Origin of the sequence: Paraburkholderia sp. RL18-085-BIA-A (assembly GCF_046027075.1) — a bacterium.
Taxonomy (GTDB): Bacteria; Pseudomonadota; Gammaproteobacteria; order Burkholderiales; family Burkholderiaceae; genus Paraburkholderia.
On the sequence record NZ_JARESU010000005.1, the window covers coordinates 98,667 to 122,016 of the forward strand.

At 64.5% G+C, this 23,350-nt stretch carries 22 protein-coding genes, 2 tRNA genes and 1 pseudogene; 12 read left to right on the plus strand and 13 right to left on the minus strand.

Annotation, left to right across the window (positions count from 1 at the left end; genetic code table 11):
- Window positions 1-547: 547 nt before the first annotated feature.
- Window positions 548-748 (plus strand): annotated as a pseudogene (locus tag P0D89_RS05260) (IS256 family transposase); the annotation flags it as partial.
- Between the two features lie 27 nt (window positions 749-775).
- Here the strand turns inward: P0D89_RS05260 and P0D89_RS05265 are convergent.
- From P0D89_RS05265 to fdxA, 5 genes are all read right to left on the minus strand, one after another.
- Window positions 776-1,606: a helix-turn-helix transcriptional regulator gene (locus tag P0D89_RS05265; protein WP_408357166.1), complete on the minus strand. Its 831-nt coding sequence runs from the start codon at window positions 1,604-1,606 to the stop codon at window positions 776-778.
- A 98-nt stretch (window positions 1,607-1,704) separates the two neighbouring features.
- Window positions 1,705-2,181 carry a CreA family protein gene (locus P0D89_RS05270; RefSeq protein ID WP_408357164.1) on the minus strand — a complete coding sequence of 159 codons (477 nt, stop codon included), beginning with the start codon at window positions 2,179-2,181 and terminating at the stop codon, window positions 1,705-1,707.
- A 268-nt stretch (window positions 2,182-2,449) separates the two neighbouring features.
- Window positions 2,450-2,525, minus strand: a tRNA-Asn gene (locus P0D89_RS05275).
- Window positions 2,526-2,587: 62 nt separating this feature from the next.
- Window positions 2,588-2,663: transfer RNA gene (locus P0D89_RS05280), tRNA-Asn, on the minus strand.
- Between the two features lie 116 nt (window positions 2,664-2,779).
- Window positions 2,780-3,103, minus strand: a complete 324-nt coding sequence (gene fdxA, locus P0D89_RS05285; RefSeq protein WP_408226050.1) for a ferredoxin FdxA — start codon at window positions 3,101-3,103, stop codon at window positions 2,780-2,782.
- Between the two features lie 301 nt (window positions 3,104-3,404).
- On the opposite strand from fdxA, the gene pncB reads away from it, so the two are divergent.
- The 5 genes from pncB (at window position 3,405) to P0D89_RS05310 (ending at window position 9,421) form a co-directional block, all read left to right on the plus strand.
- A complete protein-coding gene (gene pncB / locus P0D89_RS05290) occupies window positions 3,405-4,601 on the plus strand; it encodes a nicotinate phosphoribosyltransferase (protein WP_408357162.1) in 1,197 nt (398 codons plus the stop codon).
- 164 nt (window positions 4,602-4,765) lie between these two features.
- Entirely contained in the window at window positions 4,766-5,428 is a 663-nt protein-coding gene (locus tag P0D89_RS05295; protein ID WP_408357160.1) for a LutC/YkgG family protein, read from the plus strand.
- Window positions 5,429-5,501: 73 nt separating this feature from the next.
- Window positions 5,502-6,932: a sodium:proton antiporter gene (locus tag P0D89_RS05300; protein ID WP_408357158.1), complete on the plus strand. Its 1,431-nt coding sequence runs from the start codon at window positions 5,502-5,504 to the stop codon at window positions 6,930-6,932.
- A gap of 54 nt (window positions 6,933-6,986) precedes the next feature.
- On the plus strand, window positions 6,987-7,976 hold the full coding sequence (locus P0D89_RS05305) for a 2-hydroxyacid dehydrogenase (RefSeq protein ID WP_408357156.1): 990 nt from the start codon (window positions 6,987-6,989) through the stop codon (window positions 7,974-7,976).
- Window positions 7,973-9,421: a DNA recombination protein RmuC gene (locus P0D89_RS05310; RefSeq protein ID WP_408357154.1), complete on the plus strand. Its 1,449-nt coding sequence runs from the start codon at window positions 7,973-7,975 to the stop codon at window positions 9,419-9,421. Before P0D89_RS05305 ends, P0D89_RS05310 begins: the two co-directional genes overlap by 4 nt.
- Before the next feature lie 45 nt (window positions 9,422-9,466).
- On the opposite strand, the gene P0D89_RS05315 is transcribed toward P0D89_RS05310, so the two are convergent.
- The 6 genes from P0D89_RS05315 to P0D89_RS05340 all read right to left on the minus strand — a co-directional run bounded on the left by P0D89_RS05315 (window position 9,467) and on the right by P0D89_RS05340 (window position 16,868).
- Window positions 9,467-9,967, minus strand: coding sequence for a GNAT family N-acetyltransferase (locus tag P0D89_RS05315; protein ID WP_408357152.1), 501 nt, complete (start codon window positions 9,965-9,967; stop codon window positions 9,467-9,469).
- Complete coding sequence (locus P0D89_RS05320) at window positions 9,967-10,242, minus strand: hypothetical protein (RefSeq protein ID WP_074764961.1); 276 nt, start codon at window positions 10,240-10,242, stop codon at window positions 9,967-9,969. Before P0D89_RS05320 ends, P0D89_RS05315 begins: the two co-directional genes overlap by 1 nt.
- A 64-nt stretch (window positions 10,243-10,306) precedes the next feature.
- Window positions 10,307-11,608 (minus strand): molybdopterin molybdotransferase MoeA, encoded by a 1,302-nt coding sequence (gene moeA / locus P0D89_RS05325; protein WP_408357150.1) that lies wholly within the window; start codon window positions 11,606-11,608, stop codon window positions 10,307-10,309.
- 60 nt (window positions 11,609-11,668) lie between these two features.
- The gene (gene mobA, locus P0D89_RS05330; RefSeq protein ID WP_408357148.1) at window positions 11,669-12,295 is read right to left on the minus strand and encodes a molybdenum cofactor guanylyltransferase MobA; all 627 of its coding nucleotides are present in this window, start codon (window positions 12,293-12,295) and stop codon (window positions 11,669-11,671) included.
- Window positions 12,296-12,306: 11 nt separating this feature from the next.
- Complete coding sequence (gene moaA / locus P0D89_RS05335; protein WP_408357147.1) at window positions 12,307-13,416, minus strand: GTP 3',8-cyclase MoaA; 1,110 nt, start codon at window positions 13,414-13,416, stop codon at window positions 12,307-12,309.
- A 194-nt stretch (window positions 13,417-13,610) separates the two neighbouring features.
- Window positions 13,611-16,868: an Rne/Rng family ribonuclease gene (locus P0D89_RS05340; RefSeq protein ID WP_408357146.1), complete on the minus strand. Its 3,258-nt coding sequence runs from the start codon at window positions 16,866-16,868 to the stop codon at window positions 13,611-13,613.
- Between the two features lie 732 nt (window positions 16,869-17,600).
- Here P0D89_RS05340 and P0D89_RS05345 point away from each other — a divergent pair.
- From P0D89_RS05345 to P0D89_RS05360, 4 genes are read left to right on the plus strand one after another with little or no spacing between them, the layout of a single operon-like run.
- A complete protein-coding gene (locus tag P0D89_RS05345; RefSeq protein ID WP_408357144.1) occupies window positions 17,601-18,626 on the plus strand; it encodes an RluA family pseudouridine synthase in 1,026 nt (341 codons plus the stop codon).
- Entirely contained in the window at window positions 18,619-19,278 is a 660-nt protein-coding gene (locus P0D89_RS05350; RefSeq protein WP_408357142.1) for an HAD-IA family hydrolase, read from the plus strand. Before P0D89_RS05345 ends, P0D89_RS05350 begins: the two co-directional genes overlap by 8 nt.
- The gene (locus tag P0D89_RS05355) at window positions 19,275-19,679 is read left to right on the plus strand and encodes a Rieske (2Fe-2S) protein (protein WP_408357140.1); all 405 of its coding nucleotides are present in this window, start codon (window positions 19,275-19,277) and stop codon (window positions 19,677-19,679) included. Before P0D89_RS05350 ends, P0D89_RS05355 begins: the two co-directional genes overlap by 4 nt.
- Window positions 19,680-19,707: 28 nt before the next feature.
- The gene (locus tag P0D89_RS05360) at window positions 19,708-20,712 is read left to right on the plus strand and encodes a S49 family peptidase (RefSeq protein WP_408357138.1); all 1,005 of its coding nucleotides are present in this window, start codon (window positions 19,708-19,710) and stop codon (window positions 20,710-20,712) included.
- Window positions 20,713-20,802: 90 nt separating this feature from the next.
- Here P0D89_RS05360 and P0D89_RS05365 read toward each other — a convergent pair whose 3' ends face one another.
- Both P0D89_RS05365 and P0D89_RS05370 read right to left on the minus strand, forming a co-directional pair.
- Window positions 20,803-21,522, minus strand: coding sequence for an SAM-dependent methyltransferase (locus tag P0D89_RS05365; protein ID WP_408357136.1), 720 nt, complete (start codon window positions 21,520-21,522; stop codon window positions 20,803-20,805).
- A complete protein-coding gene (locus tag P0D89_RS05370) occupies window positions 21,519-22,136 on the minus strand; it encodes a Maf-like protein (RefSeq protein ID WP_408357134.1) in 618 nt (205 codons plus the stop codon). The genes P0D89_RS05365 and P0D89_RS05370 overlap by 4 nt, the downstream gene beginning before the upstream one ends.
- A 244-nt stretch (window positions 22,137-22,380) precedes the next feature.
- On the opposite strand from P0D89_RS05370, the gene P0D89_RS05375 reads away from it, so the two are divergent.
- Both P0D89_RS05375 and rpmF read left to right on the plus strand, forming a co-directional pair.
- Window positions 22,381-23,025: a DUF177 domain-containing protein gene (locus P0D89_RS05375; protein ID WP_408357132.1), complete on the plus strand. Its 645-nt coding sequence runs from the start codon at window positions 22,381-22,383 to the stop codon at window positions 23,023-23,025.
- Between the two features lie 101 nt (window positions 23,026-23,126).
- Window positions 23,127-23,306 (plus strand): 50S ribosomal protein L32, encoded by a 180-nt coding sequence (gene rpmF, locus P0D89_RS05380; protein ID WP_006051932.1) that lies wholly within the window; start codon window positions 23,127-23,129, stop codon window positions 23,304-23,306.
- Window positions 23,307-23,350: the final 44 nt, after the last annotated feature.

Here is a 23,350-nt window from a genome sequence, read left to right on the forward strand (position 1 = left end):
CTTGATTGGGCAAGCATAGCGAGGGGTGGTAGGGCGCGCTTGTACGTTCTTGCGGCGAATGGGCGTGGGCGGGCGGTTGGACGTGGTGGTAGCGGTGAGCGCCGGTCGCGAGGAATGGTGGGAGTGCGGAAAGCGGCAAGCTGAGTGCGAAGGACAGAGGGGGAGAGGAAGAGGGCGGAGCTAGAGGCAGAGGATGAGAGGCGAAGGGGCAAGCCAAAGGACCGAGACGAAGAGACGGAGGCGAAAGGACGGAGGCGAAAGGACCGAGGCGAAAGGACGGAGGCGAAAGGACCGAGGCGAAAGGACCGAGGCGAAAGGACCGAGGCGAAAGGACCGAGGCGAAAGGACGGAGGCGAAAGGACGGAGGCGAAGAGACGGAGGCGAAGAGACGGAGGCGAAGAGACGGAGGCGAAGAGACGGAGGCGAAGAGACGGAGGCGAAGGGGCGGGTGCGAGAGGCGAGAGGGCCAACGCCAGCCCGCAACGCGCAGCGAGGGTCTGTCATAAATTTTGTGTTTAAGACATAACACGTAACTCAAGGAGCATGTATGCCACGCAAACCAAGGCCGGCCGTCGAGGCCTCGCCGGTCTTGCCGTCCATTCCGAAGGAACTGATCGACCTGTTTGTGAAGGGGCCGATGACCGCCGAGGCGGTTCAGGCCGCGTCCGCCGCGTTCAGGAAGGCGCTCATCGAGCGGGCGCTGGGTGCGGGGTTGGGTCACGATCTGGGCTATCCGTCAGGCGCTGAAGGGCTGTCCCAACGCCTCCACGCCGCCTCAGACCCCCTGCCACCGTCCGGGCGGCACCCCGAACATGCGCCGGAAATGCCGCGTGAAATGGCTCTGATCCGTGAAGCCGCTAGCCGCGGCGACATCCGTCACTGAAACCCCTGCGCGCAACGGCGCGAGCGCGCGTTGCAAACGTACCTGATTGCGCCACGCGTGAGGCGGCAAGCCGGTCGCGTGGGCGAAAAGGCGCGCCGCGTGAAACGGTGACAACCCCGCTGCCCGCGCCACCTCGGCAAGCGTAACGGGCTCGACGAGATCGCCAGTCAGACGCTCCTGCATGATCGCGACGCGAGCATCGTCGGCAGCGATGGGCGAAGGCGCCGGCTGCGTGCGCGAGTAACGGACCAGCAGCGTGGACAGCGCGTCGAGCATCGCGGCTTCGGCGGCAAGCGCATCGTCGCCCGCTTCCAGCAGACGATGCGCGCACGCGAGCCGCGTCGCGAGATCGGGGTCGCGGATCACGCCGGGCGCAAACCACGGCTGCGCCTGCGGCTTGCCGCCGAGTTCATTGGCGAGGTCGTGAAGGAAATCCACCGGCGCATACAGCACGCGATACCGCCAGCCCGCCGCGACCGCCTTCGAGCCCGTGTGCAACTCGCCGGGATTGATGATCGGCACGCTGCCGGCCTCGGCGACATAGTCGGAACCGCGATACCGATAACCCTCCGCACCCGCGACGATCACCGGGATCGTGTACGCATCGTGCCAATGCGGCGTGAATTCGTGATCGTGATATTCGGCCGTGAGCAGGTCGGCGCCGGGCAGAAGCGGCGTGCGCCAGTAGCGGGCGGAATCTCGGAAACGATGGGCTGCGGTCATGATGGAGGTCCGGCTGGACCGGTCAGTGTAGCGCGTCGCGAGCGCTCGCGGCGTGGGCCATTGCCTGTGCCGCGAGGCGTCTTGCCGTAAGCCGGCGCTTACTTGACGGGGATCGTCGTGCCGGCCGGCATCGGCACGGCGCTCACGCTGTTTTTCGCGCTGCCGCTGACGACCCGGTCGCTATAGGTGAGGTACACGAGCGTGTTGCGCTTCGGGTCGACCACACGCACCACATGCAGCGACTTGAAGATCAGCGACATGCTTACGGAGAACACGTCCGCCTGCTGCTTCACCGGGCCCGTGAAATGAACCGCGCCGACCTGGCGGCAGGCGATCGACGCCTCGGTCGGATCTTCGGCAATGCCGAGCGTGCCCTTGACGCCGCCGGTGCGCGCGCGCGACACATAGCAGGTCACGCCTTGAACGATCGGATCGTCATAGGCCTCGACGACCACCCGGTCGGAGCCTGTGATGTGGAAGTTGGTATTGACGCTGGCGACTTCTTCGCTGTGTGCCGAAGACAGTAGCATGACGGTGGCGGCTGCAAGCGCGATGCGCAATGAGATGGGTTTCATGGATTGCCGAAGAGAGCGCCTGGGTTGGGCGCGAGACGCGCCGGGAAACCATCATCGTATAACGGCATGCCCCGGAGAGGGTCAGGGCCTGGGAGCCAGACGACGCGCGTTGGCCCGCAGCGGGTTCAGCAACGGATGACACCTAACGGGCGGCAAAAACGTCAGCGTCGAGCCAACCACGCCGCGATCCGTCATCGAGAAAAACGTGGCGCGCAGACTAATCGCGCAAAACAAAAAGGCCCGCACGGATGCGGGCCTTTCAAAATTTTGGCTCCTCGACCTGGGCTCGAACCAGGGACCTACGGATTAACAGTCCGGCGCTCTACCGACTGAGCTATCGAGGAACAGCAGTACAACTTGATCTACATAAAAAAGCCCGTCTTGGTTAACGGGCTTTTGCAATTCTTGGCTCCTCGACCTGGGCTCGAACCAGGGACCTACGGATTAACAGTCCGGCGCTCTACCGACTGAGCTATCGAGGAACAGAACAACAACAGCAGAGAAGCGAAATTGTAGGGGCAGCTTTTGTGCCTGTCAATACCCTGCGTTCATCTTGATTTCATCCGGTTGCGGCGGGGCGTGTGACAGGCGGCTGCGCTCAGCGCGCGAGCAGCGCGAGCTTTTCCTTCACGTCCTTGAATTCGTCGGCTTCCGGCAGCGGCGCCTTGGTCTTGGTGATGCTCGGCCAATTCTTTGCCAGATCGGCATTCAGCTCGATGAAGTCCTGCTGGTCGCCCGGCACATCTTCTTCGGCGTAAATGGCGTTCACCGGGCACTCGGCTACGCACACGGCGCAGTCGATGCATTCATCGGGGTCGATCGCGAGGAAGTTGGGACCTTCGCGAAAGCAGTCCACCGGGCACACATCGACGCAGTCGGTATAGCGGCACTTGATGCAGCTTTCGGTCACAACGTGAGTCATTCAGGCAGCTCCTGCATGCGGAATCAGGGAAGGCGCAAACGCCAAAAACGCTATTGTAACGTAACGTCAAGAGGCGTATGCGGCATCGGCCGACGCCTTTTATATGTTTTCGTGATTAGTTTATGGCGCCGCGCGGGGACTTTCTTCGGGGCGCGCAACGAGAGCCCGCCGGCGCACTGACGCCTCGCGCATTCGGGTAACATGCGACAGTTCGGCGCATGGGCGCGCCGCACGCGCACGGGTGAGCCAGGCCTTTTGAGTCGGGCCTTTTCGTTTTTCCAGCGGTCAAGTTCGCACCATCATGATTATTACTTCGCTGCTCGATACCGATCTGTATAAGTTCACGATGATGCAAGTGGTGTTGCATCATTTTCCCGCCGCGAACGTGGAGTACCGTTTCCGCTGCCGCACGCCGAATGTCGATCTCGTGCCGTATATCGCCGAGATTCGCGACGAAGTGCGCAAGCTCTGCGACCTGCGCTTCACCGACGACGAGCTCGACTACTTGCGGCGCATGCGCTTCATCAAGGGCGATTTCATCGAGTTTCTCGCGCTGTTTCATCTGAACGAGAAATACATTTCGATCGAACCGTCGCCGAAGGGCAATGGCGAAATCGACATCGAGATCAAGGGGCCGTGGCTGCATACGATCCTGTTCGAGATCCCGATGCTCGCGATCGTCAACGAGGTCTATTTCCGCAACACGCAGCAAACGCCCGACTACAGCGAAGGGCGCGGCCGCCTCGTCGAGAAGATGCAATTGCTGGGCGCGCGCCCCGAATTCGCCGACTGCAAGATCGCCGACTACGGCACGCGCCGCCGCTTCTCGAAGCAATGGCACGAGGAAGTGACCCTCACGTTGAAAGACGGTCTCGGCGAACAGTTCGCCGGCACCAGCAACGTCTTCTACGCGATGAAGCACAGCCTCACGCCGCTCGGCACGATGGCGCATGAATACCTGCAGGCGTGCCAGGCGCTCGGCCCCCGGTTGCGCGACTCGCAGATCTTCGGCTTCGAAATGTGGGCGAAGGAATATCGCGGCGACCTGGGTATCGCGCTGTCCGACGTGTACGGCATGCAGGCCTTCCTGCGCGACTTCGACATGTACTTCTGCAAGCTGTTCGACGGCGCGCGTCACGATTCCGGCGATCCGTTCGACTGGGGCGAGCGCCTGCTCAAGCACTACGAGGCGAACCGCTGCGACCCGCGCACCAAGATCCTCGTGTTCTCCGACGCGCTCGACATTCCGAAAGTGCTGCAACTCTACGAACGCTTTCGCGGCCGCTGCAAGCTGGCCTTCGGCGTCGGCACCAATCTGACCAACGACCTCGGCTACAACCCGCTGCAGATCGTCATCAAGATGGTTCGCTGCAATGGTCAGCCGGTGGCGAAGCTGTCGGATTCACCCGGCAAGAACATGTGCGAAGACAAGGCCTACCTCGCGTACTTGCGGCAGGTGTTCGGCATCGCCCAGCCGGATGAAGAGGCGGCGAAGTAACGCGCTTCACGCGCTGCCCGGGTTCATGCAACTGCTCGCGTGGTCATCACTTTGAACCCGCGGGCGCCGCCTCGCAATATGCCGTTCGGCCAGGGTGTTCGCGCGAAGGGCGGCCGGTATAATCCTCGTCACTTCGCACGGCTGTCGACATGAGGGTTTCGCATATGGACACATCGATTGCCCGCCGCAACATCCTGGCGCGCATCCGCGCCGCGCAAGGACACGAGCCCGAGCCGTCCGCTGCCGAGCGCGACGCCGCGGCGGACTATCTCGAGCGCCATCCGGCTGGTCCGCGTCCGGAGATGCCGGCCGACCTGAGCGCCCGCTTCATCGAAGAAGCGCAGAAACTGGCGACCACGGTCGACACGGTTCAGACGCTCGCCGACGTGCCGGCCGCGGCGCATCGCTACCTCACGGAACACGGGTTGCCGCTACAGGCTATCGCGTGGCAAACGCTGCAGGATCTGCAGTGGGCCGAAGCCGGCCTCACCGTCGAATTCCGCAAGCCGCAAGACGGCGACGTGGTCGGTCTCACCGGCTGCTTCTGCGCCACCGCCGAGACCGGCACCCTCGTGCTGCTGTCCGGGCCGCAAACCTACGCATCAGCCAGCCTGCTGCCGGAAACGCACATTGCCATCGTGCCGGCTTCGCGCATCGTCGCGGGGCATGAGGACGCGTTCGGCCTGATCCGCAAAGAGCGCGGCGAACTGCCGCGCGCAGTCAATTTCGTCTCCGGGCCTTCGCGCACCGGCGATATCGAACAGACCATCGTGCTCGGCGCACATGGCCCGTACCGGGTGCATGTGATCGTCGTGCAGGGTGCCTGAGCGAGTAACGCGGCTACGCTCCAACGCGCGCCTGGCCGCTCGCCGTACTCGCAATAAAAAGGAATTCAAGAATATGAAAGGGCATGCCGTGTGGGCGAGGATGTCGCTCGCCGTCGCACTGACACTGGTCGCGTCGTCTCAACCGGCGTCTGCCGCGACGCTCGACGGTGCGAGTCTGTCGGCGCTGTGGGGCCTGCCGTTCGCGGGCGTGCTGCTGTCGATCGCGGTATTTCCGCTAGTCGCGCCCGCGTTCTGGCATCACCATTTCGGCAAGATCGCGGCTGGGTGGGCGGTCGCGTTTCTCGTGCCGTTCGCGCTCAGCTTCGGTGTGCACGAGGCTTTCGGTGAACTGGTGCATGCAATGCTTGCCGAGTACGTTCCGTTCATCGTCCTGCTGACGGCGCTTTACACGGTCGCCGGCGGCATCCGCGTGCGCGGCAATCTGCATGGCACGCCGCGCGTGAATACTGCGATTCTCGCGCTCGGCACGTTGCTGGCGAGCGTGATGGGCACGACCGGCGCGGCGATGCTGCTGATCCGTCCGCTGCTGCGCGCCAACGACAATCGCCGGCACGTGGTCCATGTGGTCGTGTTCTTCATTTTTCTCGTGGCGAACGTGGGCGGTGCGCTGTCGCCATTGGGCGACCCGCCGCTCTTTCTCGGCTTCCTCGAGGGCGTCAGCTTCTTCTGGACCACAGTGCACCTCGCGCTGCCGATGCTGTTCGTCAGCACCGTGCTGTTGGCTGGCTTCTATGCGCTCGACTCGTACTACTTTCATCGGCGTGAAGAGGAGCGCTCGCGCTTTCTAGATCCGACGCCCGAGGGCGCGCCGCGCGGCATCGACGGCAAGATCAATTTTCTGCTGCTCGCCGCGGTGATCGGACTCGTGCTGATGAGCGGGCTATGGCGGCCGGCGGTGACGTTCGACGTGTTCGGCACCCCGGTGGCGTTGCAGAATGCGTTGCGCGATATCGCGCTGATCGCCGTTACGTTGCTGTCGCTCGCGTTGACGCCGCGCGCGGCGCGCGCGGGCAACGACTTCAACTGGGCGCCGATCGAGGAAGTGGCGAAACTGTTCGCCGGCATTTTCGTGACGATCGCGCCGGTCATCATCATGCTGCGCGCCGGCGAGGCCGGTGCGTTCGCGGGCGTCGTCCATCTGGTCAACGATCCTGCCGGCCAGCCGCGCGACATCATGTACTTCTGGGCGACCGGCCTGCTATCTTCGTTTCTCGACAACGCGCCGACCTATCTCGTGTTCTTCAACCTGGCCGGCGGCGATGCGCAGAAGTTGATGACTACCGGCGCGACCACGCTCGCCGCGATTTCGGCCGGCGCCGTATTCATGGGCGCGAACACGTATATCGGCAACGCGCCGAACTTCATGGTGAAAGCGATCGCACAGTCGCGCGGGGTTCGCATGCCGAGTTTTTTCGCGTTTATGGGCTGGTCCGGCGCGGTGCTGCTGCCGCTCTTCGCGCTCACCGGCTGGCTGTTTTTCTGACGCTGATTTCGACGCCGAGGCATTTCCGCTCGACGCGCTATACGGAGAATTGCAATGCAGAAGATCCTCGTCGCCCGTTCGATCTTTCCCGATGTGATCGAACGGCTCAAACAATATTTCGAAGTCGACTGGAACCAGGGCGACGTGCTGCCGGCAGACGAACTGAAGCGCCGTCTCGCGGATAAGGACGGCGCGCTGACCGCGGGCGAGCCGATCGACGCGAGCGTCCTGGCGGGGGCGCCGCGTCTGCGCGCGGTGTCGAACATGGCGGTGGGCTACAACAACTTCGACATGGCCGCGTTCAACGCCGCGAACGTGCTCGGCACCAACACGCCGGACGTGCTCAACGAGTCGACCGCCGACTTCGGCTGGGCGTTGATGATGGCCGCGGCGCGCCGTATCGCCGAATCGGAGCACTGGCTGCGCGCGGGCAAATGGCAGAAGTGGAGCTACGACGGCTTTCTCGGCAACGATCTGTACGGCTCCACGCTCGGCGTGATCGGCATGGGCCGGATCGGCCAGGCGCTGGCGCGTCGCGCGAAGGGCTTCAACATGCAGGTGATCTATCACAACCGCTCGCGCGTGGCGCCGGAGATCGAGGCCGAGCTGAACGCGGAATATGTATCGAAGCAGGACCTGTTGCGCCGCGCCGATCATGTCGTGCTGGTCGTGCCGTACTCGAAGGAAAGCCATCACACGATCGGTGCGGCCGAACTCGCGCTGATGAAACCGACCGCTACGCTCACCAACATCGCACGTGGCGGCATCGTCGACGACGCGGCGCTGGTCGAGGCGCTGCGCTCGAAGCAGATCGCGGCTGCCGGTCTGGACGTGTTCGAGGGCGAGCCGCATCTGAATTCGGATCTGCTGAGTGTGCCGAACGTCGTGCTGACGCCGCACATTGCGAGCGCGACCGAAGCCACGCGCCGCGCAATGGCGAATCTCGCCGCGGACAACCTGATCGCCGCGCTCGGCGAAGGGCCGCGCGCCGGCCAGCCGCCGAATCCGATCAACCCGGATGTGATGGGCAAGGCGCGTTCATGATGATGATTCTGGAGGCGGCCGTCGCGGTGCTGGCGGTCGCATTGGTCATCGCGGTGGCGCTGCTGCTGCGCGTTCAGGGCCGCGCGGACGACCACGAGCAATTCGAACTGCTCAACGAACGCATGGATGTCGCCGCGGACACGCAAGCGCACGCGAACGAGCGCCTCGAACGGCAGTTGCGCAACGACATCGCCGAGACGGCGCGGGTGTCGCGCACCGAGCAGAGCAGTGGCTTCGCGCACTTTCAACAGACGCTCGCGGCGCAGTTCAGCAGCATGACTACGGTGCAAAGCGGCAAGATCGACGGTTTCGCACAGCAGCTCGACGCGGTGCGTCAGAGCCTGCAGGCACAAGCCCAGCAGGCGCGCGACGAACAGGGGCGCACGCTCAAACAGTTCGGCGACACGCTGAGCCTGCAACTGGGACACCTCACCGAGGCGAACGATCGGCGCTTCGCCGAAGTGCGCGCGACCATTGAACAGCGGCTCAAGGATATCGAGGCGAACAACTCGGGCAAGCTCGAGGAAATGCGCCGTACCGTGGACGAAAAACTGCACGCCACGCTCGAACAGCGTCTGGGCGAATCATTCAAGCTGGTGTCCGACCGGCTCGAGCAGGTGCATCGCGGGTTGGGCGAGATGCAGACGCTGGCCGCCGGCGTCGGCGATCTGAAGAAGGTGCTCACCAACGTCAAGACACGTGGCACGTGGGGCGAAGTGCAACTGGAAGCGTTGCTCGAACAGTTGCTCACCGCCGATCAATACGCGAAGAACGTCGCGACGGTGCCAAAGAGCGCGGAGCGCGTCGAGTTTGCGATCCGCTTGCCGGGACGTGCGGAGCAGGGCGCCGCAGCGGCCCCCGTCTGGCTGCCGATCGACGCCAAATTCCCGCGCGAAGACTACGAGCGTCTGATCGAAGCGCAGGAACGCGCCGATCCGATCGCGGTGGAAGAGGCGTCACGCGCGCTCGAAGCGCGGATTCGCGCGGAGGCGCGCACGATCGCCGAGAAGTATGTGGCGCCGCCGCACACCACCGACTTCGCGTTGCTGTTCCTGCCGACCGAAGGCCTGTATGCGGAAGTACTGCGCCGGCCCGGACTCACGGACCTGCTGCAGCGCGACTACCGCGTGACGATTGCGGGACCGACCACGCTGACCGCCCTGCTCAACAGTTTGCAGATGGGCTTTCGCACGCTCGCGATCGAAAGGCGTTCGAGCGAGGTGTGGCAGGTCCTCGGCGCGGTAAAAACGGAGTTCGGCAAATTCGGCGACGTGCTGGCGAAGACCAAGGCGCAGCTGGAAACCGTCACGCGTTCGATCGAAGCGGCGGAAACGCGCACGCGCATGATGAGCCGCAAGCTGCGTGACGTCGAGGCGTTGCCGGGAGAGGATGCAAGTGGCGTTCTCGGCGACGCGCTGTCCAGCGTGGACCCCGACGAGCAATAAGGTTGCAGCAAGGCTGCGCGGGGAGCGGGCGGCCCGGCGAGAAGGCTAGACGCCGTCGGCTTTACCCGCGCCCGCGGCCATCTGCTGGAGCGCATCGCCCGTCACTCGCACCACGCGCCAGTCCGGCAACACGGTCGCGCCCATCTTCTGATAGAAGCCGATCGCGGGCTGATTCCAGTCCAGCACCGTCCACTCGAAACGCGCACATTGCCGCTCCACCGCCAGGGCCGCAAGGCGCCGCAGCAACGCGGTGCCGAGGCCGCTGCCGCGTTGCGAGGGTTGCACGTACACGTCTTCGAGATACAGCCCGCGCCTGCCGGCGAAACTCGAATAATTATGGAAGAACAGCGCATAACCGACGATGCGTCCCGCGTCTTCCGCGACCAGCGCTTCGATCGAGGGCCGCGCACCGAATAGCGCGTCGAACAGACCCTCTTCGGTCGCGACAAAGACGTGCGTGAGGCTTTCGAATTGCGCCAGTTCGTACGTGAGCGCGAAGATGGCGCCGGTGTCCGCGGGCGCGGCGGCGCGGATGGTCGCGGGCATTACGCCTCTTCCGGCGCGTCGGTCAGATGAATTTCAATGCCGCCGAAGCGCGACGCAACCCAGTTGTACGCGTGGCAGGCGATCCACAGCAGCACGAAGCCGAGGATCGCATTCAGCAGCAGCGCGCTGAATACCGTGCTCAATTCCACCGAGCCGTAGCGAATGAACGCGACCAGCACGCCCAGCAGCACGATCGGCACCGAGAACGTCAGGTACACGAGGATGAGCGCTTTGGCCGTCTGTCCAGGTGCAATGAACGAGATCTGTTTTTTCATGTAGGTCCAACCCGTGTGTCGTAGTAGTAATGGGTAAAGCTGTAAACGGCCGCTCGCGCAAGCGTTATACGAGACCGTCGAATAGCATGATCGCCACGCGTTCTCCGTCGGCAATCGCGCCTTCGTCATGTCCGAGCACGATAAAGCAATTGGCTTCGCTCATCGAACTCAGCACGCCCGAGCTTTGCGAGCCGGTCGGCGTGACGTGCCAGTATCCGTGCGCGTCCTGCTCCGCGACGCCGCGCTGGAACTCAGTGCGGCCGGCGCGTTTTCGGATGGCCTGGCGGCTCGTCGCGTGAATCGTCGGCAGCGGGGGCGGCGTCGCGCCGGACATCATCAGCAGCACTTCGCGCACGATCTGATAGAACGCCACCATCACGGCGACCGGGTTGCCCGGCAAGCCGAAGAATAGCGCCGGCTGCCCGGCGCCCGGCCGCGCGCCGGACCAGAGGCGGCCAAACGCGAGCGGCCGGCCCGGGCGCATCGCCAGACTCCAGAAGGCCACGTCGCCGAAGGTCTGCAGCAGTTGCCTGGTGAAATCTGCCTCGCCAACCGACACGCCGCCCGAGGTCAACACCACGTCGGCGCTCGCCGCGGCGCTGCGCAAAGCGGCTTCCAGCGCGGCGGGCTCGTCGCGCACCACGCCGAGATCGAGCGCATCGACGTTCAGGCGGCGCAGCATCGCAAACAGCGTGTAGCGGTTGCTGTCGTACACGGAGCCTGCATCGAGCGGCTCGCCGAGCGAGCGCAATTCGTCGCCGGTCGAAAAGAACGCGACGCGCAGGCGCCGCCGCACATGCACTTCGCCGATCCCGAGCGACGCCAGCAGCCCGAGGTCCGACGCCCGCACGATGCGGCCGGCCCGCAGCGCGGCATGGCCGCGCGCGAGATCTTCGCCGGCGAGGCGGCGATTGGCGCCGGGCGCGACGACGTCGGCCGCGAAACGGATCGACGCCGCATCCGCGCTGCGCTCGACCAGTTCCTGCGGCACGACCGTGTCGCAGTCTGCGGGCATGCAGGCACCCGTCATCACGCGCACGCATTGGTTCGTCTCGACGCGGCCCGCGAAAGGATGCCCGGCCAACGCCTTGCCGACGATCGTCAGGTCGATGGTGGATGCTTGCGCGGCCAGCGCCGCGCGCTTGAACGCGTAGCCGTCCATCGCGGAATTGTCATGCGAAGGAACGTTGATCGGCGACACGATATCGGCGGCGAGCACGCGGTCGAGCGCGTCGCGCAATGCCACGCGTTCGACGGCCGTGACCGGTGCGGCCCACTGGCGAACAATGGCCTGTGCGGCCGAAACGGGTAGCGCGTGAGGATCGTATTGCGCGACGCAGCGGGAAAATTCGTTAGGCGTGGTCATGAAGGGCTGGGCGTCGCGACCGGAGAAGGGCGCGGCTGTTGCCGTGCGGCCGGGCGGATATCAACCGGGGTCTCGATCGCGTTCGAGGTCGGCGAGTTCTTGTAACGAGTTGGCATTGTAAAACGCGCGCTCGTCGGTAAAGACGACTTCCACCGTCCTGTGGCGTGCGTACCACGCGCGGACTTTGCGTTCGCCGGCGTCCAGAAACTCAGAGAGGTCGTCCGCGAGTCCGGTGCGAAGCAGCGCGAAGACGGGGTGAAGGGACGTGTTGCCGTCGGCGTCGGCGGTCGTGGCGGTGGCGATGTCGGCCTGGTTTGCGTTTAGCGCGTGCGCGAGGCGCGCGGCGAGATCGGCGGGCAGCCACGGTGAGTCGCAGGGCGCGCTCAGCAGATAGGGGGTGGCGCTCGCGCGCAGCCCGGCAAGCAAGCCCGCCAGCGGTCCCGGGAAGCCGGGCAGCGTGTCGGCCACGATCACAGCGCCGAACGGCGCGCCGAGCGCGGCGTAGGTATCGGGATGACGGTTGGCGCTGATCAGCAGCGCGCCGGCCTGCGGCGCCAAGCGCCTCAGCACGTGGGCGGCGAGCGGCTCGCCGTGCAGCGTTTGCAGGCCCTTGTCGACGCCGCCCATGCGCACGCCGCGCCCGCCCGCGAGCAGCAGGCCGGTGATCTGTTCACGCGTGATTTGCATGCGCCGGGCGCTCACCCGCCGATGTACGACATCTCGACGCGGCGGCCAGCGTGCTCGCGCGAGTCGGCCGGGTAGCTGCCGCGCAGTTGCGAATAGCGGTCGCTACGGCCTTGCCAGATTTCCGCGATGGCGGTGGCGATCTCGGCGTCGCTCGCGCCGCTGCGCAGCAACGCGCGCAGGTCGTGACCCGACGATGCGAAGAGGCACAAGTACAGCTTGCCCTCGGTCGACAGGCGCGCGCGAGTGCAACTGCCGCAAAATGCGCGCGTGACGCTCGAAATCACGCCGATCTCGCCGCTGCCGTCCACGTAACCCCAGCGCTGCGCGGTCTCGGCGGCGCTGTGCGCTTCGAGCGGCACGAGCGGGAACTGCTCGGCGATACGCGTCACCACGTCGGCCGATGGCAATACTTCAGCCATGTTCCAGCCGTTCGACGTGCCGACGTCCATGTATTCGATAAAGCGCAGCACCGTGCCCGAGCCTTTGAAGTGGCGCGCCATCGGCAGGATTTCGCCGTCGTTGGTACCGCGCTTGACGACCATGTTGACCTTGACCGGCGCGAGCCCCACCGCGTGCGCCGCGGCGATACCGTCCAGCACGTCGGCAACCGCGAAGTCGGCGTCGTTCATGCGGCGAAACAGCGTGTCGTCGAGCGCGTCGAGACTGACGGTGACACGGGTCAGTCCGGCGTCTTTCAGGCTCCGGGCCTTGCGTTCCAGCAGCGAGCCGTTGGTGGTCAGCGTCAGGTCGATTGGGCGGCCCGCCGGCGTGGTCAGCTGCGCGAGCCGTTCGATCAGGAATTCCAGATTTTTGCGTAACAGCGGCTCGCCACCTGTCAGACGAATCTTTTCGACCCCGTGTGCGACGCTAAGCCGCGCCAGCCGTTCGATTTCCTCGAAGCTCAACAAGGCGTTGTGCGGCAGGAATGCGTAGTCCTTGTCGAACACCGCTCGCGGCATGCAGTAGACGCACCGGAAATTGCAGCGGTCCGTTACCGAAATGCGCAGGTCTCGCAGCGGACGCGACATCGCGTCGTGCAGCACGCCATGAGGCGTCTGCAGGGGGCCGGCAATGACCGGCGCCGCGCTGAGGTCGGCAACTGGGATGATGCGTCGGGACATGAGGTGTTTCTTCTGGTGCTCGAGTGGACGGCTAGATAGTCATTCTATCGGAAATGCTTTTGACCACAGCGGGGAGCGGGCCTTGTCGGGTATACAGGGAGCGGCATGTCGCGGCGCGTGCGCCCTGCCGTTTGCGTCCGTAAAAGCAAAAAGCCCGCCGGGTAGGGCGGGCTTTTTTAGTGCGGCGGGCTAGCTTACTGCGGGTGCTTCGCCGTTTCCACTTGTTGCATCGGCGCGTTGTCGAGCGGTGGCACCGGCTTGCGCTCACGCACCACCCGGGCCGGCTTGGCGGTCTGCGCAGCGGCTTCCTGCGCGGCACGCCATTTGGCGGTGTCGGTATTCACCCAGACAAGACCGGCCTGTTCCAGCACCGGCTGCAGGGCTTCTGCGGGCACGGCGCCGCGCGGCGCCTGCACTGCCTGCGCTGCTGCGGGGACAGGTGCCGGTTCGATCGCAGCCGGCTCCGCCGCAGTTTCGGCCTGGACCGGCTGCGCTTCGACTATCTCGGCTTGCGGCGCCGGCGTCACTGCCGGTGCTTCGATCACCACAGCCGGAGCCGCAGCGGCCGGCGCTTCGACTGCCGGCACTTCGCTATGTGCCGGCGCCGGAGCTTCGGCACGGGCGACCGGTTCGACCTGCGAAACCGTCTCGCCGGCCGCCGGTGCGGGTTGTGCCACCGACGCTTCCGTAACCGGCTCAGCCGTAACCGGCTCAACCGCAGCCGGCTCAACCGCAGCCGGCGTGACCGGCGCTTGCTCGACCGGTACCGTCGTTTCCGTCTTCGCAGCCATCTCGGCGGCGAGAGCCGGCGTTTCGGTTGCCGCGTGCAGTTCGGTCACGACGGCGGTCTCGGTCGCGACAGCCGCGACCACCACTTCCACCGGCGTCACTTCCTTTGCTTCGCTGACTTCCGCTTTGTGTTCGACCGGCTGTTGAGCCGTGCGCACCGGTGCGTCGTCGCTCACGCTGAGGTTGTCGCCTTCGGCTTCCGCGACGTCCGCTGCGAGGTTGCCGTTCACGTCCTCTTCACGCTCACGACGGCCACCGCGACGGCCGCGACGACGACGACGACGCTCTTCACCGTCACGCGCGACCGCTTCCTGATCGATCGGCGCGCCGTTTTCGCCCAGCGCGGCCTGGCTGTTCGCCAGTTCCTCCGCCGGTTGCGCTTCGGCTTGCGTGGTTAGTGCGTCCGTGGTTTCCGCCGGCTGCTTGCGACGTTCGCCGCGCTCAGCACGCTCGCCACGTTCACGGCGCTCGCCACGTTCCTGGCGTTCGCCACGCTCGGCGCGCGCTGCGCCTTCCGCGGTTTCCGCACGGTCAGCACCGCGATTTTCCCGACCCTCGCGACCTTCACGTGGCTCGCGCGCTTCGCGCGGTTCACGGCTTTCGCGGGCCTCGCGCGGCTCACGCGCTTCACGATTGCCACGCGGCTCGCGAGCCTCGCGCGGTTCACGACCTTCGCGTGCTTCACGCACGTCGCGGCCTTCACGCGGTTCCCGCTCTTCGCGACGCTGCGACGGCTGCTGGCCTTGAGCCTGACGGCCGCCGGTCGTGCCTTCGCCGCGACCCGCCGCGTCGCGGCTACCCGCGCCGCCACGGCGATTGCGAGTGCGATCGCCGCCGCGTTCACCGGTGCGCTCGCCACGCTCCGTGCCTTCGCCGCGTTGCGCACGCGCCTGCTTCTCGGTTGCGGCCGGTGCGACAGGCGCCGGCGCGGCCGGTTGCATGCCGAACAGATTCTTCAGCCAGCCGATGAAACCGCCGCTCGCCGGCGTCACCGCGACCGGAGCAGGGGCCGTCGCCGGGCGAACCGGCGCGCTCGGCGCCGGCTTTTCAGGCGTGATGCCCTTGACCGCCGCTTCCTGCTTTGGCTTCACTTCCTCGGTGCGCTTGCTGTAACCGGTTTCCGATTCCAGTTCGCGGGCCGCTTCTTCGGCCATCTTCCACGACGCGCGCGGATCGTCGAGGCGCGCGTCGTCGTGACGCAGGCGCTCGAGTTTGTAATGCGGCGTATCGAGGTGCTTGTTCGGAATCAGGACGACATTGACCTTGAAACGCGACTCGATCTTGTTGATTTCGGCGCGCTTTTCGTTCAACAGGAAGGCGGTCACTTCGACCGGCACCTGGCAATGGATTGCCGCGGTGTTTTCCTTCATCGCTTCTTCCTGAATGATCCGCAGCACTTGCAGCGCGGACGATTCGGTATCGCGGATGTGGCCCGTGCCGTTACAGCGCGGGCAGGTCACGTGGCTGCCTTCCGACAGGGCCGGGCGCAGACGCTGACGCGACAGTTCCATCAGGCCGAAGCGCGAGATCTTGCCCATCTGGACGCGCGCGCGGTCGTGCTTGAGCGCGTCTTTCAGGCGCTGCTCGACTTCGCGCTGGCTCTTGGCCGACTCCATGTCGATGAAGTCGATCACGATCAGGCCGCCCAGGTCGCGCAGACGCAACTGGCGGGCGACTTCGTCGGCGGCTTCGAGGTTGGTCCGTGCGGCCGTTTCCTCGATGTCCGCGCCCTTGGTGGCTCGCGCCGAGTTCACGTCGATCGCGACCAGCGCTTCGGTGTGGTCGATCACGATCGCGCCGCCCGAGGGCAGCGGCACCGTGCGCGAGTACGCCGTTTCGATCTGGTGTTCGATCTGGAAGCGCGAGAAGAGCGGCACGTCGTCGTGATACCGCTTCACCTTGCTGACATTGTCCGGCATCACGATGTCCATGAAGGCGCGGGCCTGGTCATGGATTTCGGTGGTGTCGATCAGGATTTCGCCGATATCCGGCTGGAAATAGTCGCGGATCGCGCGGATCACGAGGCTCGATTCGAGATAGATCAGCATCGGCTGGCCGCTCGAACCGCTTTGCGACGCGGCTTCGATCGCGCGCCACAGTTGCATCAGGTAGTTCAGGTCCCATTGCAGTTCTTCGGCGCTGCGGCCGATGCCGGCCGTGCGCGCGATGATGCTCATGCCTTCCGGCAATTGCAGCTGCGCCATGGTTTCGCGCAGTTCCTGCCGGTCGTCGCCTTCGATCCGGCGCGACACGCCGCCGCCGCGCGGGTTGTTCGGCATCAGAACGAGATACCGGCCGGCGAGCGAGATGAACGTGGTGAGGGCCGCGCCCTTGTTGCCGCGTTCTTCCTTTTCGACCTGAACGATCAGTTCCTGACCTTCCTTCAGCGCGTCCTGAATGCGCGCGGAGCGCATGTCGACGCCGTCGCGGAAATACTGGCGGGCGACTTCCTTGAACGGCAGGAAGCCGTGGCGGTCTTCGCCGTAGTTGACGAAACAGGCTTCGAGCGACGGCTCGATGCGGGTGATGATGCCTTTGTAAATATTGCCTTTGCGCTGTTCGCGGCCGGCGGTTTCGATGTCGATATCGATGAGTTTTTGCCCATCGACGATGGCGACGCGCAGTTCTTCCTGCTGCGTCGCATTGAACAACATTCGTTTCATTGAACGACTCCAGAGCGGCTTAGCCTGCCCCCAGGCTGCGCGATTGTCAGTCGCGAGAGCGAAGAGGGCAGCGGCATGCCGCGCCTTATTGTGTTTTCACAAGCACGCTGGAGCGGGAAACGTGGCGGGAGAATTGCCTGAGAGGGCCCGGCCCCATTAAAAAATGGGCGCGGTGCCGCAGGGCACATGCGAACACGGCTTCAAATAACGACCCGACACGCCGCGGGTTCTGCCGGCAGACCTTCATAAGCCTTTTGTCCCTCTCGCCGGTGCGCCAACTGGGCGCGTGACCGGAAGGTCGAAGGCTGCGGTCATGCCGCAGCGGGAAGTTCGCGCAAGCGGCGCGTCTTTTCCTGCTGGGGGTGTCTCGCCTCATTTTGACGTCGCCATGTCTTGTACTTTCTACAAGACGCCTCGGGCGCACGCCGTATTTCGCAACCCGCAGCTTCGTACAGCAGGGCGTCAGACCGCCCGAACTCGAAGCTGAAGGTTAAATTCTTTTTTACCAAATTTCCGTTACCGTCGAAGCCGACCTTGACCGAACGCACCTGTGGGCGCCGTCCCTGCCGGGTACTGACTTCGTGCGTGCAACTCGTTGCATCTCAAATTGAGGGTGAGCAACCAGACCCCGGCGCAAGTAAAATAACCGTTTATCGCTTGCACCTGCGCAATCCGCCCGAATCCCGGTCACTGCGCCGGCCGCCGCAGACTGCTGGGCAAATTATATTCAGAATGAAAGAGTTAGGCAAAATATCCCAGAAATCGGTCGCAAGCGACCAGGTCTCCGTCATCGAGATCGACGACAGCGCGGCCGGACAGCGCATCGACAACTTCCTGTTGCGCGTCTGTAAAGGCGTGCCCAAGAGCCATATTTATCGCATTCTGCGCAGCGGCGAAGTCCGCGTGAATAAGGGCCGGATAGACGTGCAGTACCGACTCGAACTCGGCGATCGGGTGCGCGTGCCGCCCATCCGCGTTGCGCAACCCAACGAAGCGGCCGCCCACGCGAGCGTGCCGAGCGCCAACTTCCACATCATTTTCGAAGACGATCACCTGCTCGTCATCGACAAACCGGCCGGCGTCGCGGTCCATGGGGGCAGCGGCGTCGCGTTCGGCGTGATCGAGCAGATGCGGGAGGCGCGGCCGCAGGCGAAATTCCTCGAACTGGTGCATCGGCTGGATCGCGAAACCTCCGGCATCCTGATGCTCGCCAAGAAGCGCGCGGCGCTCGTCAATCTGCACGAGCAGATCCGCGAGAACCAAATGGACAAGCGCTACTATGCGTGCGTGCATGGCGAGTGGGCGAGCGACTGGGGCCGCCGCCGCGCGGTCAAGGCGCCCCTGCACAAGTACTTGACCGCGGACGGCGAGCGTCGCGTGCGGGTGCAGGACGACGGTCTGGCGTCGCATACCGTGTTCAATCTGATCGACCGATGGTCCGACTATGCGCTGCTGGAGGCGGAGTTGAAGACTGGCCGCACGCATCAGATTCGCGTCCATTTGCAGCATCTGGAACTGCCGATCGTCGGCGACGCCAAATACGGCGACTTCGCGCTGAACAAGGCGCTGGCGCGCGCCAACGCGAAGCCCAGTCTGAAGCGCATGTTCCTGCACGCATACCGGCTGAAGCTCGCGCATCCGGCGACTGGCGCGCCGCTGCAGTTCGAAGCGCCAATGCCCGCCGAGTGCCGCAGCTTCATCGCGCAGCTCAACGAACTACGAAATGGGTCCAACCCGGAGACGACACCGCATGGCTAGAGAGCAATTTGATCTGATCGTTTTCGACTGGGACGGCACGCTGATGGATTCGACCGCGCACATCACGCGCAGCATCCAGGCGGCCTGCCGCGATCTCGGCTTGCCGGTTCCCGCCGACGAGGCCGCGAGTTACGTGATCGGTCTGGGCCTGCGCGAAGCGCTGCAGATTGCCGCGCCCACGCTCGATCCGGCCGATTATCCGCGACTCTCCGAGCGTTACCGCTTCCATTATCTGGTGAAGGATCAGACCACCGAGCTGTTCGCCGGCGTGCGCGAGATGCTGCAGGATTTGCGCGATCAGGGCTACCTGCTCGCGGTGGCGACGGGCAAGAGCCGCGTCGGGTTGAACCGCGCGCTCGACCAGTCGCGCCTGACCAGCCTGTTCGACGGAACGCGCTGCGCCGACGAGACGTTTTCAAAGCCGCATCCCGCGATGCTCCACGAGCTGACGCGCGAACTGGGGCAGGATCCGGTGCGCACGGTGATGGTCGGCGACACCACGCACGATCTGCAAATGGCGATCAACGCGGGTGTCGCGGGGATCGGCGTGACTTATGGTGCGCATCCGGCAGGCCCGCTGAGCGCGCTGTCGCCGAAATTCGTCGCCTCCAGCGTGAGTGCGCTATCCGGCTGGCTGCGAGAGAACGCATGAGCGCGGACCCAGCGGCAACGGCGGCGCAGGCCGTGCGCATTTGCGCGGCGGATGACCTGGTGGACGGCGGCGCGGGCGTACGCCGCGCCGCGCGGCTCGGCGGCGGCGATGTCGTGGTGTTTTTCGTTCGCTACGATGGCCGTGCCTACGGTTATCTGAACCGATGCGCGCACGTGCCGATGGAGCTCGACTGGGCCGAAGGACAGTTCTTCGAATCGTCCGGTTTATACTTGATGTGCGCTACACATGGCGCGATTTACGCGCCGGATACTGGCAAATGTGTCGGTGGTCCGTGCCGCGGCGGCAGATTGCGTCCCGTCCAGGTTGAGGAACGGGACACGCCGGAGGGCCGCGCCGTGTTCTGGCTGCCTGATGGCGAACTGCATCCGGCCACGCCCTGACTTCTCCCTTCATCTTTCCACAGCCCGCATGTCCGACAATTTGACTCCCGAGCCGAAGGACCCAACCCTGACCGGCCGTTCCCGCACGTCTGCCGATGAACCCGGTTGGGAGCGGGCGGCGCTCGAACGCATCGCGCTCGCGGCAATCGCTGAACAGCGCACGGCGCGGCGCTGGAAGATTTTCTTCCGTTTTCTCTTTCTGATCGTGCTGTTGCTGCTTATATGGGGCGCGATCACCTTCTCTGGCGATAGGGTCGCCGTCACCGGCCGTCATACGGCAATGGTGACACTTGATGGCGAAATCTCTGCCGATACGAATGCGAACGCCGAAGATATCAACGCAGCGTTGGATAGCGCGTTCGACGACTCCGGCACGGCGGGCGTGATCCTGCGCTGCAACAGCCCGGGCGGCAGCCCGGTCCAGGCGGGCATCATTTACAACGAAATTCGGCGTTTGCGGACCAAATATCCGTCAATTCCGCTGTATGCCGTAGTCGGCGACATGTGCGCGTCGGGCGGCTACTACGCGGCCGCGGCGGCGGACAAGATCTACGTGGACAAGGCGAGCATCGTCGGTTCGATCGGCGTGCTGATGGACAGCTTCGGTTTTACCGGCCTGATGGACAAACTGGGGATTCAGCGTCGGCTGCATACATCGGGGGAGAACAAGGGTTTTTTCGATCCGTTCTCGCCGGAAACGCCGAAGATGGACGAACATGCGCAAGACATGCTGGATCAGATCCACGCGCAATTCATCGACGCAGTGCGTCAGGGCCGCGGCAAGCGCCTGCATGAAACGCCTGATATGTTCTCCGGGCTGTTCTGGACCGGCCAGAAAAGCGTCGAGCTGGGTCTCGCCGACGGCTTCGGCGACACGGATTATGTCGCGCGTGAGCTGTTCAAGGCGCCAGATATCGTCGATTACACGGTGAAGGAGAGCATTACGGATCGCGTCGCGCGCAAGTTCGGCGCGGCGGTCGGCGGCGGCGCCGTCCACGCGATGGCGCTGGGCGGGAAATACAATCTGCGTTGATCGGCTCTATTAAAAAGTAAAAGCCCCGCGTAATCGTCATGGATTGCGCGGGGCTTTTTCGCGACCACTATCTGCCGAGCAGGCCTGCCGTCAAACCGCCAGCATGAGGAAAATAGCGGGCCGCTTGTGCAGGTCGATCGCTGGCTTCTTCTTCCAGTCGGCCACGCTGTGGCTGGCGATGGTTTCGGTCTCCAGCGTCAGGTCGACTGCCACGCACACGAGCGTGGACGGCGCGCACGTCGCCAGCAAGGTATCGAGCAGTGGGCGGTTCCGGTAAGGCGTCTCGATGAAAATCTGCGTTTGCTTGCCTTTGCGTGACTGCTGTTCCAGATCGCGCAGACGCTTGGCGCGTTCGGCTGCGTCGACCGGCAGGTAGCCGTGAAACGCGAAGCTCTGCCCGTTGAGCCCCGAAGCCATCAACGCCAGCAGAATCGAACTCGGCCCGACCAACGGCACGACCTTCACGCCGCGCTCGTGCGCACGGCGCACCAGCAACGCACCGGGGTCCGCGACCGCCGGGCAGCCCGCCTCGGAAACAAGCCCAGCGTCGGTGCCGGCGAGCAGCGGCGCGAGCAGCTTGTCGATTTCGCCCGCCGGCGTGTTGACATTCAGTTCCCGGATCTCGATGTCCTGGATCGGCCGTTCGGTGCCGACTTTCTTCAGAAATGCGCGCGTGGTTTTGGCGTTTTCGCCGATGTAATAGTGCAGCGATGCCGCGCGCGCCCGCACCGGGGCGGGCAGGACGGCGTCGAGCGCGGCGGCGTCGCCTTCGCCGAGCGTGTTCGGAATCAGGTAGAGCGTGCCGCTCATGATGCTCCCAGAAGTGGATAACCGGCTGCCAGCAACATGCGCGACAGTGCGATCAACGGCAGGCCGACAAGGGCGGTGGGGTCGTCGGAATGGATGGCTTCGAGCAGCGCGATGCCGAGGCCTTCGGATTTGGCGCTGCCCGCGACGTCGTACGGCGTTTCGGCTCGCAGATAGGCCTCGAGCGCGGCGTCCGGCAAGTGGCGAAACTGCACGCGGGTCACCACGTCGACGGTTTGCGCCGCGCCCGAGCTGCTGTCGAACAGACACAGCGCACTATGGAACAGCACTTCACGGCCGCGCATCGCCTGCAATTGGGCCAGCGCAATTTCATGCGAGCCCGGTTTGCCGACCTGCAGGCCGTCGTAAGTGGCAACCTGGTCGGAGCCGATCACCAGTGCGGCGTCGGCGGGGGAGAGTGCGCTCGCGACCGCGCGCGCTTTGGCTTCGGCAAGCCGCAATGCGGTGACTTCGGGTGTTTCGCCGGCGAGCGGTGTCTCATCAATCGCTGGCACGACGACGTCGAACGGCACGCGCAGGCGTTCGAGCAACTCGCGCCGATACGGCGAACTCGACGCTAGAATGAGGCGTGGCGGGCGTTTGGGGGAATCTGGCATGATCAACCAACGGCTAGGGCGGCGGGACGTACGGAGCTGCGCGGAGCGCGCGCGCGTACGGGCTTAAGTGTTTGACTCGAAAAGACAAAACGGATATCATTTCGGGCTTTTCATCGCTATGCTTGTGCTAGGCGGGCCCGGTGTGTTCGATTGAGCGCGCCGCTGTGGGGCCCGCGGACGGCCTTGCACATCGATTAACCTGGCGGTTTACCCCGGCGAAGTCCTTGCCGACGCAGGAGCGCACATGACTCAACATCTTGGCAACCCTGCAGGTCTGTCCGACCCGCATGAGCTCGATCTGTTCGAATTTGCGCGGAGTGGGCGCCAGGCCGCGGGTGTCGTGCGCGTCTCGCAATTGCCGCGCATGTTAAACGAAGTCCCGGCAGAAGCGCCAGACCGCGATACCGCGTTCACCTGGCAAGCCGAAGGGGCGACGCAGCCGGAATTGCAGGATGACGGCACCGAGGGTCCCCAGCCTTATTTGAGGATGGCGGTTCACGGCGCCGCATGGCTCGAATGTCAGCGGTGCATGACGCCGTATTCGCAGGCGTTCAACGTCGATGCAACTTACCGGATCGTCAACACTGAGGCGGAAGCCGAAGAGTTTCCGCTCGACGAGGATGAAGTCGAGGTGATCGTGGGCTCGCGCCAGTTCGATCTCGTCGACTTGATCGAAGAAGAGTTGCTGCTTTCCTTGCCGCTCGTGCCCAAGCACGAGGTTTGTCCCGAGGTGCACGAGAGTCTCGTCTCTGGTGTGGCCGGTGCCGAAGGCGAGGGCGACGAAGCCGCAGCGGACGAGGCTGGTGAGGGCGAAGAGCCCGAGCGGCCCAATCCGTTCGCAGCGCTCGAACGTCTCAAGCGCGGTGAGCCGGACGACAAGAAGCACTGAACAGTTGCATGGGAGCGCGATGCGGGCGCATTGGCCATTTGGCCGATGGCGGAGACCGGGTCGGGCTGTGTTAGAATTCGGAAAATTTTTAGGAGTAAGTCATGGCAGTTCAACAAAATAAGAAGTCGCCGTCGAAGCGCGGCATGCACCGTTCGCACGATTTCCTGACGGCAGCGCCGCTGGCCGTCGAACCGAGCACGGGCGAAGTGCATCTGCGTCACCACGTTAGCCCGAACGGCTACTATCGCGGCAAGAAAGTCGTCAAGACGAAGAACGACTAATCGTTTCACTGCGTTGCGCCCTTTGGCGTTTCGCGTGGCGATCG

What these genes read in the sequence shown, in the direction of transcription:
- P0D89_RS05355 (WP_408357140.1), top strand. Translation starts at nt 19,275, where the DNA reads ATGAGCGCGGACCCAGCGGCAACGGCGGCGCAGGCCGTGCGCATTTGC.
- P0D89_RS05345 (WP_408357144.1), top strand. Translation starts at nt 17,601, where the DNA reads ATGAAAGAGTTAGGCAAAATATCCCAGAAATCGGTCGCAAGCGACCAG.
- fdxA (WP_408226050.1), bottom strand. Translation starts at nt 3,103, where the DNA reads ATGACTCACGTTGTGACCGAAAGCTGCATCAAGTGCCGCTATACCGAC.
- rpmF (WP_006051932.1), top strand. Translation starts at nt 23,127, where the DNA reads ATGGCAGTTCAACAAAATAAGAAGTCGCCGTCGAAGCGCGGCATGCAC.
- P0D89_RS05360 (WP_408357138.1), top strand. Translation starts at nt 19,708, where the DNA reads ATGTCCGACAATTTGACTCCCGAGCCGAAGGACCCAACCCTGACCGGC.
- P0D89_RS05365 (WP_408357136.1), bottom strand. Translation starts at nt 21,522, where the DNA reads ATGAGCGGCACGCTCTACCTGATTCCGAACACGCTCGGCGAAGGCGAC.
- pncB (WP_408357162.1), top strand. Translation starts at nt 3,405, where the DNA reads ATGATTATTACTTCGCTGCTCGATACCGATCTGTATAAGTTCACGATG.
- P0D89_RS05315 (WP_408357152.1), bottom strand. Translation starts at nt 9,967, where the DNA reads ATGCCCGCGACCATCCGCGCCGCCGCGCCCGCGGACACCGGCGCCATC.
- P0D89_RS05295 (WP_408357160.1), top strand. Translation starts at nt 4,766, where the DNA reads ATGGACACATCGATTGCCCGCCGCAACATCCTGGCGCGCATCCGCGCC.
- P0D89_RS05270 (WP_408357164.1), bottom strand. Translation starts at nt 2,181, where the DNA reads ATGAAACCCATCTCATTGCGCATCGCGCTTGCAGCCGCCACCGTCATG.
- P0D89_RS05340 (WP_408357146.1), bottom strand. Translation starts at nt 16,868, where the DNA reads ATGAAACGAATGTTGTTCAATGCGACGCAGCAGGAAGAACTGCGCGTC.
- P0D89_RS05310 (WP_408357154.1), top strand. Translation starts at nt 7,973, where the DNA reads ATGATGATGATTCTGGAGGCGGCCGTCGCGGTGCTGGCGGTCGCATTG.
- mobA (WP_408357148.1), bottom strand. Translation starts at nt 12,295, where the DNA reads ATGCAAATCACGCGTGAACAGATCACCGGCCTGCTGCTCGCGGGCGGG.
- P0D89_RS05350 (WP_408357142.1), top strand. Translation starts at nt 18,619, where the DNA reads ATGGCTAGAGAGCAATTTGATCTGATCGTTTTCGACTGGGACGGCACG.
- P0D89_RS05370 (WP_408357134.1), bottom strand. Translation starts at nt 22,136, where the DNA reads ATGCCAGATTCCCCCAAACGCCCGCCACGCCTCATTCTAGCGTCGAGT.
- P0D89_RS05320 (WP_074764961.1), bottom strand. Translation starts at nt 10,242, where the DNA reads ATGAAAAAACAGATCTCGTTCATTGCACCTGGACAGACGGCCAAAGCG.
- moaA (WP_408357147.1), bottom strand. Translation starts at nt 13,416, where the DNA reads ATGTCCCGACGCATCATCCCAGTTGCCGACCTCAGCGCGGCGCCGGTC.
- P0D89_RS05300 (WP_408357158.1), top strand. Translation starts at nt 5,502, where the DNA reads ATGAAAGGGCATGCCGTGTGGGCGAGGATGTCGCTCGCCGTCGCACTG.
- P0D89_RS05375 (WP_408357132.1), top strand. Translation starts at nt 22,381, where the DNA reads ATGACTCAACATCTTGGCAACCCTGCAGGTCTGTCCGACCCGCATGAG.
- P0D89_RS05305 (WP_408357156.1), top strand. Translation starts at nt 6,987, where the DNA reads ATGCAGAAGATCCTCGTCGCCCGTTCGATCTTTCCCGATGTGATCGAA.
- moeA (WP_408357150.1), bottom strand. Translation starts at nt 11,608, where the DNA reads ATGACCACGCCTAACGAATTTTCCCGCTGCGTCGCGCAATACGATCCT.
- P0D89_RS05265 (WP_408357166.1), bottom strand. Translation starts at nt 1,606, where the DNA reads ATGACCGCAGCCCATCGTTTCCGAGATTCCGCCCGCTACTGGCGCACG.